The organism is Labedella populi, from assembly GCF_004078655.1.
Lineage (GTDB): Bacteria > Actinomycetota > Actinomycetes > Actinomycetales > Microbacteriaceae > Labedella > Labedella populi.
Map to the genome: position 1 here is coordinate 23,416 of NZ_RZNC01000007.1, position 11,736 is coordinate 35,151.

The 11,736-nt window shown below is 69.8% G+C and carries 13 protein-coding genes; 9 read left to right on the forward strand and 4 right to left on the reverse strand.

What is annotated here, in order from left to right; all coding sequences use genetic code 11:
* Positions 1-69: 69 nt before the first annotated feature.
* From ELQ92_RS16360 to ELQ92_RS14700, 3 genes are read left to right on the forward strand one after another with little or no spacing between them, the layout of a single operon-like run.
* Positions 70-1,143, forward strand: a complete 1,074-nt coding sequence (locus ELQ92_RS16360) for a LolA family protein (protein ID WP_166426810.1) — start codon at positions 70-72, stop codon at positions 1,141-1,143.
* Entirely contained in the window at positions 1,140-2,108 is a 969-nt protein-coding gene (locus tag ELQ92_RS14695) for an ABC transporter ATP-binding protein (RefSeq protein WP_128500087.1), read from the forward strand. Before ELQ92_RS16360 ends, ELQ92_RS14695 begins: the two co-directional genes overlap by 4 nt.
* Positions 2,095-2,973, forward strand: a complete 879-nt coding sequence (locus ELQ92_RS14700; RefSeq protein WP_128500088.1) for an ABC transporter permease — start codon at positions 2,095-2,097, stop codon at positions 2,971-2,973. The genes ELQ92_RS14695 and ELQ92_RS14700 overlap by 14 nt, the downstream gene beginning before the upstream one ends.
* Before the next feature lie 167 nt (positions 2,974-3,140).
* Here ELQ92_RS14700 and ELQ92_RS14705 read toward each other — a convergent pair whose 3' ends face one another.
* Positions 3,141-4,070 carry an aldo/keto reductase gene (locus tag ELQ92_RS14705; protein WP_208004410.1) on the reverse strand — a complete coding sequence of 310 codons (930 nt, stop codon included), beginning with the start codon at positions 4,068-4,070 and terminating at the stop codon, positions 3,141-3,143.
* A 93-nt stretch (positions 4,071-4,163) separates the two neighbouring features.
* On the opposite strand from ELQ92_RS14705, the gene ELQ92_RS14710 reads away from it, so the two are divergent.
* Entirely contained in the window at positions 4,164-4,799 is a 636-nt protein-coding gene (locus tag ELQ92_RS14710) for a TetR/AcrR family transcriptional regulator (protein WP_128500090.1), read from the forward strand.
* Positions 4,796-7,000, forward strand: a complete 2,205-nt coding sequence (locus ELQ92_RS14715; RefSeq protein ID WP_128500091.1) for a YhgE/Pip domain-containing protein — start codon at positions 4,796-4,798, stop codon at positions 6,998-7,000. The genes ELQ92_RS14710 and ELQ92_RS14715 overlap by 4 nt, the downstream gene beginning before the upstream one ends.
* Before the next feature lie 5 nt (positions 7,001-7,005).
* On the opposite strand, the gene ELQ92_RS14720 is transcribed toward ELQ92_RS14715, so the two are convergent.
* Positions 7,006-7,956 carry a helix-turn-helix transcriptional regulator gene (locus ELQ92_RS14720; protein ID WP_128500092.1) on the reverse strand — a complete coding sequence of 317 codons (951 nt, stop codon included), beginning with the start codon at positions 7,954-7,956 and terminating at the stop codon, positions 7,006-7,008.
* Between the two features lie 135 nt (positions 7,957-8,091).
* Between ELQ92_RS14720 and ELQ92_RS14725 the strand changes: the two genes are divergently transcribed.
* The gene (locus ELQ92_RS14725; protein ID WP_128500093.1) at positions 8,092-8,421 is read left to right on the forward strand and encodes a DUF7882 family protein; all 330 of its coding nucleotides are present in this window, start codon (positions 8,092-8,094) and stop codon (positions 8,419-8,421) included.
* 60 nt (positions 8,422-8,481) lie between these two features.
* Positions 8,482-9,345 carry an Fpg/Nei family DNA glycosylase gene (locus ELQ92_RS14730; protein ID WP_128500094.1) on the forward strand — a complete coding sequence of 288 codons (864 nt, stop codon included), beginning with the start codon at positions 8,482-8,484 and terminating at the stop codon, positions 9,343-9,345.
* Between the two features lie 4 nt (positions 9,346-9,349).
* On the opposite strand, the gene ELQ92_RS14735 is transcribed toward ELQ92_RS14730, so the two are convergent.
* Entirely contained in the window at positions 9,350-9,982 is a 633-nt protein-coding gene (locus ELQ92_RS14735) for a uracil-DNA glycosylase family protein (protein WP_243695064.1), read from the reverse strand.
* A gap of 96 nt (positions 9,983-10,078) precedes the next feature.
* On the opposite strand from ELQ92_RS14735, the gene ELQ92_RS14740 reads away from it, so the two are divergent.
* The gene (locus ELQ92_RS14740; RefSeq protein WP_128500096.1) at positions 10,079-10,360 is read left to right on the forward strand and encodes a hypothetical protein; all 282 of its coding nucleotides are present in this window, start codon (positions 10,079-10,081) and stop codon (positions 10,358-10,360) included.
* Between the two features lie 27 nt (positions 10,361-10,387).
* Here the strand turns inward: ELQ92_RS14740 and ELQ92_RS14745 are convergent, their stop codons facing one another.
* Positions 10,388-11,194 (reverse strand): sulfite exporter TauE/SafE family protein, encoded by an 807-nt coding sequence (locus ELQ92_RS14745; protein WP_128500097.1) that lies wholly within the window; start codon positions 11,192-11,194, stop codon positions 10,388-10,390.
* 172 nt (positions 11,195-11,366) lie between these two features.
* On the opposite strand from ELQ92_RS14745, the gene ELQ92_RS16660 reads away from it, so the two are divergent.
* Positions 11,367-11,633, forward strand: a complete 267-nt coding sequence (locus tag ELQ92_RS16660; protein ID WP_243695065.1) for a DUF1653 domain-containing protein — start codon at positions 11,367-11,369, stop codon at positions 11,631-11,633.
* Positions 11,634-11,736 lie beyond the last annotated feature (103 nt).

Genomic DNA, 11,736 nt, shown 5'->3' on the forward strand with positions numbered 1-11,736 from the left:
CACCGGCATGCTCCACAGATACACCCCTGGTCGGATGCGGGTCACAGTTTCGCGTGCGATTCTCGAGACATGAACACGTCAGTGAAGCGCTGGGTTCCGTTCGCCGCCGTACCCGTCATCGCCGTCGCCGCGGCCATCGCCATCCCCCTGTCGACGAACGCTGCGCAGGACCTCCCCGAGAAGACCCCGCAGGAGCTGCTGACCCTCGTCGCCGAGAGCGACGTCCGAGCCTTCTCCGGCGAGTTCACCCAGACCTCCGACCTCGGCCTTCCCGACCTCTCCGGCTTCGGCGGAACGAGCGCGAGCGGCGGCGAGTCGTCGATCGCCACAGCGATCATGGAGCTCGCCACCACCTCGCACGACGCCCGCGTCTACGTCGACGCCGAGCAAGGCGTACGCCTGCAGGTCCTCGACCGGCTCGACGAGCGCGACGTCATCGCGACGGCCGACGACGGCCTCTGGGTGTACGACTCCGGCGAGAAGACCGCTGCGCACGTGACCGCCTCGGGTGACCTGCCCGACGCGCCGGAGGCTCCGGACACCGACGTCCCGACGCCCTCCTCCGTCGCCGAGGACCTGCTCGCCTCGCTCGACGAGTCGACGACCGTCGCCGTCGGCTCGACCGCCACCGTCGCGGGTCGCAGCGCGTACGAACTCCTTCTCACGCCGCGCGACGACTCCTCCCTCGTCGGGTCGGTCGTGGTGTCGATCGACGGCGAGACGGGCCTCCCACTCGGGATCGCCGTCACGGCCGACGGCGACTCCTCTCCGGCGTTGAGCGTCGCCTACACGAGCATCGACTTCTCCACTCCGGACGCCGACCTCTTCACCTTCACGCCGCCGAGCGGCGTCGAGGTGACCGAGAAGACCGTGCCGGTCGACGGTCACTCTGACTCGGTGTCGCCTGGCGACGCCGACGACTCGACGCTCCCGGGCGCGACGACCTCCGGCACCGGCTGGACCACGATCGTCGAACTGCCCGCGGGCGACGCGTCCGTCTTCGAGGGACTCGACGCCGTGACGACGCCCGTCGACGGCGGTCGCGTCCTGTCGTCGGCCCTCGTGAACGTGCTCTTCACCGACGACGGCCGAGTGCTCGCGGGAGCCGTGTCGCTCGGCGCACTGGAGGCGGCCGCCCGATGACCGGGGGTGGGCTCGCGATCGAGACGCGCGGCCTCACGAAGCGATTCGGACACCACGAGGCGGTCTCGGCGCTCGATCTCGACGTCCCGACGGGTTCGGTTTTCGGGTTCCTCGGACCGAACGGTTCCGGGAAGACGACGACGATCCGCATGCTGCTGGCCCTCGCTGCGCCGAGCACCGGCACCATCTCGGTGCTCGGTTCCGAGATGCCGTCGCGATCGTCGGACGTACTCCCCCGTGTCGGCGCCCTCGTCGAGGGTCCCGGCTTCTATCCGTTCCTCTCTGGAGCCGCCAATCTGACACGATTCGATGCTGCCGAACCCGCGACGTCGACCCGCACGAGGTCCTCGCGGGTCGCCGACGCTCTCGCCCGCGTGGGACTGTCCGCCGCAGCACGCAAGAAAGTCGGGTCGTACTCCCTCGGGATGAAGCAACGGCTCGGCATCGCCGTCGCACTCCTCTCGCCGCGGGACCTCATCGTCCTCGACGAGCCGACGAACGGACTCGACCCGCAGGGTACGCGCGAGGTGCGTGCCCTCATCCGCGGGTTGAACGCCGACGGCACGACCGTGCTGGTGTCGAGCCATCTACTGGCGGAGATCGAGCAGCTCTGCACTCACGCCGCCGTCATGCGAACGGGACGCCTCGTGGCCCAGGGCGGGCTCGACGAACTCCGCGGCACGACCGCGGCGTTCGAACTCCTGACGCCCGACGCGGGTGAGGCGATCGGCGTGCTCGCTCGCCACGGCCTCGAACCCCACGTCGCGCGCGACGCCCACTCCGGCGGCCCGTCCGCCGATGCCGCTCGTGTCGATGCCGATCTCCCGTCGAGCGTCCGGTCGGAGGACCTCGTCGCTGCGCTCGTCGCGGCCGACGTCCGCGTCCGTGGCGTCGCCGTGCGGCGCCCATCGCTCGAGGAGCGCTTCGTCGAGCTCACCGGGGAGGGCTTCGATGTCGAACGCTGACGCGATCGCGGCGACCACCGATGGCCCCGGGGTCGGCACCCCACCGAGTCGTCGTGGCCGAGGCGCCGGCGCGTTCCTCCTCTCGGAACTCGCCTTGCTCTTCCGGCGACGCCGCACGTGGGCTCTCCTTGGCGCCCTCGCCGCGATCCCCGTCCTCCTCGCCATCGCCGTGAGACTCTCGGGAGAGGGCGGCGGCCCCTCCTTCGTCGGCGACATCGCGGGCAACGGCCTGTTCACCGGCTTCGCCGCCATCACCGTTGCGGTCCCGCTCTTCCTTCCGCTCACGATCGGTGTCGTGGCGGGTGATTCCGCCGCCGGCGAGGCCTCACTCGGCACGCTGCGATACCTCCTCATCACACCCGTCGGGCGCATCCGGCTGCTCCTCGTGAAGTTCGCCGCCGCAGCGGTCTTCTGCCTCACTGCGGCGCTCACGGTCATGATCGTCGGCATCCTCATCGGGCTCGCGCTGTTTCCCATCGGGCCGGTGACCGTGCTGTCGGGCACGGAGGTCCCGGTGGTCGAGGCGATCGGTCGAGCACTGCTCATCGCCGTCTACGTCGCCGTCTCGCTCCTCGGGCTCTCCGCCATCGGACTGTTCATCTCGACGCTCACGGACGTGCCTGTCGGCGCAATGGCGGCGACCGTCGTCCTCTCGATCACATCGCAGATCCTCGGGTCGTTGTCGCAGCTCTCCGCGCTCCACCCGTACCTCTTCACAACCCACTGGTTCGGCTTCGGCGACCTGCTGCGCGACCCGATCTCGTTGACGAGCTTCGGCGAGAACGCACTCCTCCAACTGGTCTACGTCGTCGTCTTCGGTTCCCTCGCGATGGGACGCTTCGTCACACGCGACATCCTGTCCTGACGCTCGCGCGGCTCGGCTCGGCTCGGCCCGCCCTCGGCATCGGCGACGGCCTCGAGTGCCACGATCCCCACACGAAATAGCGCGTTTGTGCGCAGATCTACCGATGTACCGGGCGATCTGCGCACAAACGCGCTACGTGGTGGGTCAGGGAAGGTGACGGCGCGGGGTCACGGGAGGATGTGGCCCGCCGCGGTGAAGAGGCGGTACCACTCCTCACGCGTGAGAGTCACGTCAGAGCCGGCCGCGGCCTCCTGGACACGGCCGGGCTTCGTCGTGCCGAGAACGACCTGCATCTTCGCCGGGTGACGCGTGATCCATGCGGTCGCAATGCCCATGGGAGTGACACCGTACTGCCCCGCGAGCTCGTCGAGCACGTCGTTCAGCTCGGCGAAGTTCTCGCGGTCGCCGAGGAACACGCCGTCGAAGAATCCCTTCTGGAACGGTGACCACGCCTGGAGCGTGATGTCGTGGAGGCGCGCGTAGTCGAGCATGCCGTTGTCGCGATCCACCGACTGGTCGAGGCCGACCATGTTCGCGGCGACGCCCGACGCGATGATCGGCGCGTGCGTGATGCTCAACTGCACCTGGTTCACGACGAGCGGCTTCGTCACGAATCGACGCAACAGATCGAGCTGACCGGGGGTGTGGTTCGAGACGCCGAAGTTGCGCACCTTGCCGGCATCAGCGAGTTCGTCGAACGCCGCAGCGACCTCTTCGGGCTCGACGAGCGTGTCGGGACGGTGCAGGAGCAGGATGTCGAGGTAGTCGAGCCGCAGCGCGGCGAGCGACTCGTCGACGGTCCGCAGGATGTGCTCCTTCGAGAAGTCGAAGGAGCCGTCGCGGATACCCACCTTGCTCTGGACGATCACCGACTCGCGTTCGGACGGGCTGAAGGTGACGGCGTCGCCGAAGCGCTTCTCGGCGCCGTGACGCTCGTCGCCGTAGATGTCGGCGTGGTCGAACATGGTGACGCCCGCCTCGCGGGCGGTCGCGACGAGGGTGCGGATCTCCTCGTCGCTGAGGGGGCTGATCCTCATCAGCCCGAGGATCACATCGGAAGCGGTCAGATCGGTTTGCGGCAGTGCAATGTTCTTCACTCCCCCATTCTCGTCGTGGACACCGCAGTACCGCATCTTGACCGCTCAATCTGACAGTCGTAAGATTTCTTACATCCGTAAGAAAGAAGCGCCATGACCCTCCCCGACCCGCGCCTCGCTCGCACGCGGCACGCGCTGATCGCCGCCGCGACGGCCGCGCTCGACGACCGCGGCACCGAGTTCATCAACATCACCGACCTCGTCGCGACCGCGGGAGTGAGCCGGCCGTCGTTCTACCAGCACTTCGGCGATCTCCCGACGCTCGTGCACGCCGCCGCCCTCGCGCGTGTCCGCGAGGCCTTCGAGAGCATCGCGACACCCGACAACATCGGCGAGTCCTGGACATCCTTCACACAGCGCACGGTGCGCGAACTCATCGCGCACTTCGCGGAGCACTCGGACTTCTACCTCCGCGCCGTCCAGGGCCCGGCCGGCCAGATCTTCGCAGCAAGCGTCATCCGCTTCCTCTCGGAGCGCCTCGAGACCGTTTCGCCTCTCGCTCCCGTCATCTCGGACTCCCTCCTCCCCCACGAGCTCGCCGACTTCCTCGCGGCCGGCGTCTTCTGGACCATCACGTCCTGGCTCGGGACCGACCCGTCAGACCGGGCGAGCGTCGACGAGATGACCCGTCGCGTCGGCGTGCTGCTCCTGTCGTCGACGGGCTCGTCGCCCGAGGACGTCGACGCCGCCCTCCGCACCTCCACGATGCCAGGGGCGACGAGCCGATGACCGCACCCACCACCTCCCCCACTCTCCGCGAGCGTCTCCTCCCCTCACGACGTACACTCGTCGTTCTCTTCGGCGTCGCGATCATCCCGCTCATCTACGCGGGATCGCTCATCTGGTCGAACGAGGACCCGACCCACCACCTCGACGCGGTGCCGGCGGCGATCGTCGACCTCGACCGCGGGGCGACACCGAACACCGATGCCGCCGAGCCCGTCGATCTCGGGCGCGAACTCACCGACGAGTTGCTCGCGAGTCGGGAATCGACGAACTTCGACTGGATCGAGGAGGCCCCTGACGCAGCCGCCTCCGACCTCGCCTCCGGGGAGGTCCTCGTCGTACTCACGGTCCCCGAGGACTTCTCCGCCGCGGCGGTCTCCCCTGCGGACGACGATGCGGACGCGGCTCGAGCCGCGACCCTCTCGATCGAGACGAACGACGGCGCGAACGTCATCGTCGGCTCGGTCGCGAAGAGCGTCGGCACGGCCGTGACGGAGAGCCTGTCGGCGCAGGTTTCCGCCGAGTACCTCGAGAACGTCTACCTCGGCTTCTCCGACATTCACGACGAGGTCGCTGAGGCCGCGGAGGGGGCGACGGACCTCGCGTCCGGCGCCCACGAAACCGAGAACGGCGCCGACGACCTCGTCGTCGGCCTCGCCGATGTCGCGAGCGGCGCCCTCGACCTGTCGAGCGGCGCCTCGACCCTCGCCGCCGGAGCCCGCAGCGCCGACGAGGGCGCCGAGCGGTTGAGCGCCGGGCTGCAGGAACTGGACGGTGCGACGGCGGAGCTACCCGAGAGTGCTGCCGCACTCGACACCGGCTCGGACGCCGTGTCGAGCGGCGCGCACCGTGTGGCCGACGGTGCCGCGGACCTCGACGCCACGGCCGCGGTCGCGGCATCGAGTGCTCAGTCGATCGCCGACGGCGCGGCGCAGCTCTCGAACGGCATGACCCGGCTCGCGGGAGGTACGGCGTCGCTGTCGTCCGGGCTCACGGCCCTCGTGGCGGACTACGCGACGATGACGGATGCGCAGCGCCTCGCCGCCCTCGAGGGATTGGCCGCACGGGCCTCGGAGGCCGACACGGTCGCGGAGGGCCTCGCCGCGTCGTCTGGCGGACTCGCCGCCGGTTCGGCAGCGCTCGTCGGCACGGACGACCACCCGGGACTCGCGGCACTCGCCGAGGGCGCGTCGACTCTCGCCGCCGGCGCAGCCGAGGTCGACGACGGCGCGACGGACCTCTCCTCGGGGATCGACACACTCGTCGGCACGCTCGACTCGCTCACGACGGCGATCGCCGAAGCGGCCACCGGGGCCGACGCTCTCGCGGACGGCACCGCCGGGGTCGCTGCGGGCGCCGATGGTCTCGCCGGTGGCGGGTCGGCCCTCGCCGACGGAGCCTCGAGGGCGTCGCGCGGCGCGCAGCGCCTCGACGACGGCCTCTCGTCGCTCAGCTCCGGATCGGCCGAATTGTCCCGGGGTCTCACGGACGGCGTGGACGACATCCCCGATTACTCGACCGAAGACGCCGCACGCCTGAGCGACGTCGCCTCGGCCCCCGTCGAGCTCGACGCCGACCGGGCGAACGAGGTGCCGGCCTACGGCTGGGGCCTTGCACCGTACTTCATGTCGCTCGCACTCTGGGTGGGGGCGCTCGCCTTCTACCTCATGATGAAGCCGCTCTCCGAAGCCCTCGTCGTGTCGCAGCGTCCCGCGTGGCTCGTCGCGTTCGGGAGCTTCCTCCCCGGAGCGGCCATGGGGGTCGTCCAGAGCGCACTCATGGTGACGATCGTGCACCTCGTCCTCGGGGTCGAGGCGGCCTCCCTCGGCGGCCTCTACGCCGTGGCCGCGCTCGCGAGCGTGACCTTCGTGGCCATGAATCAGGCGCTCGTCTCGCTCCTCGGAGCCCCCGGACGATTCATCGGACTCATGCTCGTCGTGCTCCAGCTCTCGTCAGCGGGAGGCACGTATCCCGTCCAGACCGCGGCGACCTTCTTCCAGGCCCTGCACGGCTGGTTCCCGTTGACCTACGCCGTCGAGTCCTTCCGGTCGCTCATCGCGGGCGGCGACATCGGCATCACGCCGGGACTCGGTGTCCTGTCGCTGTGGCTCGTCGGGTCGCTCCTCGTCACGGGGGTCGCGGCGGCTCGTGCACGCCGGACGACCCTGGGCGCTCCGAGGGCGTCGACCGCCGCGCTCGCCTGACGCCGTCAGCTTCGGATCGTCACGCGGGGGTACTCACCGAAACGTGCCTGGTACGCCTGGGAGAAGCGCGACAGATGCGCGAACCCCCACCGCCTCGCGATGTCCGCGACGGTCGACTCGGCCGGGTCGGATGCGATGAGCTCGAGCCGGACGGCGTCGAGACGGCGATCCCGGAGATACCCGAGCGGCGTCGTCCCGACGTGTCGCCGGAAGACGTGTTGAACCGAACGCACCGAGAGCCGCGCCGCCTCGGCGACGTCGGGGAGGGTCACGTGCTCGGCGACGTGCTCGTCGAGGTAGGCGACGGCTCGCCGCACCCCTGCTCCGGCCGGCACGGCCCGCTCGTCCGCCCAGGCTGCGCCCGGCGCGATCTCGAAACTCGAGAGCATGACCCGCACCATGGTGTCGAACAATCGATCCCGCACGAGCGGCGAGTCGAACGCGGCCTCATCGGCGGCGGCCGCAAGTACCCGATCCGACACGATGCGCCAGCTCCGCGCCGCCGCGGGTGTCAGGGGCGCCGTGCGCCCCGGTCGCGGGAGGAGGGACGGCAGCTTCTCGCGCTCGACGTAACGGCGGGCGGCAGCGAAGAACGCCTCGAGATCCAGCGCGACGAGTTGCACGTGGGCGTCCTGGAACAGGATCCTCGATTCGCCCGGGGGCCGCAGGTACGGCTGCGCCGTGTCGACGGTCTCGCGGTCGTAGGAGACGTCGAATCGGCCGGACCGCACTCCCCCGACCGCGATGCCCTCCGGCATGGTCCCCGTCCCGCTCGCCGTCCCCTCGATCGTGAGCGAGTAGGCGGTCAGTCGGGCGTCACCCGTGACGGCGTGCCGGAAGAGGAAAGGCCTGTCGTCCGCGGCTGTGAACGAGATGCCCGGGAAAGCCGCGCGCATCACCTCGCTCGCGAGCTCACGATCGCTCGTGGCGACATCTCTCCGTTGAACCGCCGACATGCTCTTACTTTAGGCGCTCGCGACCCCGGCCCGCCCCGTTGGACGCGCCGAAGTCATCCCCAGTCTTCGCGGCGATCTCCCACCCGCTCTTGCGCATTATGGATATGCTCGGCCGGAGACCGCGGAAGGGAAGACATGGGTTCGGTCATCTACAACGACTCGGTGCTGCGCCTCGACGACGCGACCCTCGCACACCTGCAGTATGCGATCATTCAGCGGTACCGGCGTGGCGAGTCGTTCCTCCTCACCTGGACGATCGACGGCTCGATCGATGGGCGCGAACGCTCGCTCTGGCTCAGTCCGAACGCCCCGCTCAGTTTCGAATTCGACGAGCCGGGAGACGTGCCCTTGGAACTGGCCTGGGTCGAGGCCCTCAACGACACCGCCGACGCGACCGGCGGGCTCCGGATCATCGACCGGTACGGGCGTCCCATCCCCGTCGACCTCGTCGAACGCGCTGCCTGATCGTCGCCGAGCGACACCAGGGGCCTCGCCGCCGTCGGTGCTACGGCGCATGATGGGAGCATGCCCGAGCTTCCCGAAGTCCACGCGCTCGCCCAGGGTCTCGACGCGCGGTTGCGCGGACGGACAATCGATCGGTTCGACGTGTTCGCGATCGCAGCACTCAAGACCGTCGACCCGCCGGTCACTGCTCTGAGCGGTGCGACCGTGCTCGGTGTCTCTCGGCACGGGAAGTTCCTCGACCTCTCCGTCGGAGACGTGCACCTCGTGATCCACCTCGCCCGGGGCGGCTGGATGCGCTGGCGCGACGAGACGCCGCAGCGCTCCACGACCCGGCCGGGGAAGGGTCCACTCGCCGCTCGACTCGTGCTCGCGGGGGGCGGCGCCGTCGACATCACCGAGGCCGGCACGACGAAGCGCCTCGCACTGTCGGTCGTCCGTGACCCGCTCGATGTCCCCGGCATCGCCCGTCTCGGCCCCGACCCGCTCGACGACGCCTTCACCGAGGAGGTCTTCGCGGACATCCTGGCCCACTCCGGCAGATCCCAGATCAAGGGCCTGCTGCGCGACCAGGCGGTCATCGCAGGGATCGGCAACGCCTACTCCGACGAGATCCTGCACGTGGCGAAGATGTCTCCGTTCGCCCCGGCGTCGATGAAGCCGGACGACGTCTCGCGACTCTACGGCGCCTTGCGCGACACGCTGCGCGACGCCGTCGAGCGCTCCGACGGACTCGACGCCACGGAACTCAAGCGGGAGAAGCGGTCGGGACTGCGCGTGCACGGACGGACGGGAGAAGCCTGCCCCGTATGCGGCGACACCGTCCGTCAGGTGATCTTCTCCGACTCGACACTCCAGTACTGTCCGACGTGCCAGACCCACGGCAAGCCGCTCGCCGACCGCGTCCTCTCCCGGCTCCTCAAGTAGCGGCTCACCCGTCGCCGCTCTCGGGCGCCGTCACGCTCGCCGCCGTCGCTCCGCCCCCGCCGATCGCCTCTGCCACGAGGGCACGGAGCATCGGGATCGTCTCGGCGTCGAACCAGTCGTTGCGCATCTGCCAGCCGAGCGTGAGCGGCGATGGATGCACGACCGGGAAGAGCGGCAGATACTCGGGAGCACGCCGAACGGTCTCGGTGAGCGTCCGGGCCCGACGTCGACCGAGGTAGTGCCGCTGGGCGTACGATCCGACGAGGACCGTGAGACGCACGCCGGTCAGGACATCGAGGATCCGCGGGTGCCAGAGCGGCGCGACGTCACGGCGGGGCGGCAGATCTCCGCTCGCTGGGGCCTTGCCCGGGTAGTAGAAGTCCATGGGGACGATCGCGAAGCGCTCCGTGTCGTAGAACTCCGCATCGGTGACCCCGAGCCACGACCGCAGGCGCACGCCGCTCGGGTCGTCCCACGGGATGCCACTCGCCTGCGCGCGTCGACCCGGCGCCTGACCGATGAGGAGCACACGCGACCGTGCCGAACCCACGACGAGAGGTTGCCAGCCCTGCCGAGTGGCCCACGCGTTCGACGGGTGCGCGGCGATCTCCGCGCGGAGGTCGAGGAGCGTTGTCACCCGTCCAGTGTCACACCCCGCCATCACGGCGCGCCGCCGCGGAGACGGCGGACGCATGAGTGCGCAGTACGGGGCTATCTGACCGCGGCCGCATCGATGCTCGAACGCGCCGCGGAGCAGATGGGGGCGCGATGGACCGCCCCGTTGGAAAAGCTCGCCCATCATCTCGTCGCGATCCTGGACGGCATCACGACGACCTGGCTCGCCGACGGTGCTTCGGAAGCCGCGCGGGCGACCGCCCGCTTCGCCGCCGGAGCCTTCGCAGCGCACGCGGTCGAGGCGGACGACGCGTCAGATGCAACCGATGCGACAGATGTGGTGCGGCTAGCCGCCCGTTCGAGACAAGGCACCACGACGAGCGCCGTGGTGTCACCGTAACCCCGTCAAAGGCTCTCGGTGGGCGACTCAGGACGCGGGCTTCGACCGCCGCGAGCGCACGTGGCGCACGACGAGCTGGAGGACCACCGCGACCATGAGCACCGAGAAGGCGATGTTCGACCAGAACGGGGAGATGGCCGTCGCGGCGACGATGCCGACCGGTGAGGCGATGCACGCGGCGCCTCCCACGAGTGCGGCGATGCGCCAATCCACGTTCTTCCGCCGTGCGTTGCCAGCGGTCGCCGAGATCGAGCCCGGGACCATCATGAGGAGCGAGGTGCCCTTCGCGACGAGGTCCCCCGCCCCGAAGAACGCGATGAGGACCGGCACGACGATGATGCCGCCGCCGACCCCCATGAGACCCGAGAGCACTCCGGTGATCCCACCGGTCAGCACGAGAGCGATCCCCGTCCAGACGGTCAGATCGATCGCATCGGAACGCTCCGGGACGGTGAACCACAGACTCACGACGACGACGAGGAGGAACGCCACGAAGCCCCAGAACAGCGCCGTCTTCGAGATCCGCGCGAGCAGGAAGGTGCCGAGTTGCGCTCCTGCGATGATTCCGACGGCGAGGAGCGCTCCGGAGAACCAGTCGACCTGGCCCGAGATCGCGTAGCCGACGGCTCCGACGACCGCGGTCGGCAGGATCGCGGCGACGGAGCTCCCGGCGGCGAGTCGCTGATCGACCCCGAGGAGCAGGAGGGCCGGGACGACGACGATTCCGCCGCCCACCCCGAACAGCCCCGAGAGGAAACCCGCGGCGACCCCGAGGGCGATGAGCGCCCCCGCGCCCGCTCGCGCACGCTCCACTGTCCGACCGTCTGATGCCATCGCTTCGCTCCCCCTGAGGTCCCGTGCAACTGTGGCATTCAGACGCGACCTCGTCAAAAGGGGGACGCTCGGAGTGGGCGTCAGGTGCGACGGCGGACGGGCCGCACGGCGCGGCGGTCGGGCAGCACTGACGTCCGTTCCGCTCAGCGCCGGGTTCGCTAGGGTGGCCGATGTGACTGCGAACGATCTCGACGACGAGCCCATCACCGGGGCCGTGAGCGCGGGGCCCGTCAGCGTCTCCCCCGGTATCTATGAGCACTTCAGGGGCCAGCGATACGAGGTGTACGGTGTCGGCACGCACACGGAGACCGGCGAGGCGCTCGTGTTCTACCGCACCCTCTACGACGACTACTCGTTCTGGGTGCGCCCGGTCGCGATGTTCGTCGAGCACGTCGACCGCAGCGGCTACAGCGGGCCGCGCTTCCGCCGCGTCGCCTGATCCCTCGTGACGGGTGCGAGCGCGGCAGTTTGGACACGAGGGCGCAAGGTGCACGTGTAGCCCTCGTGCGGGTGTAGCTCTCTGGGGGGCGGGGGCGGGGAGG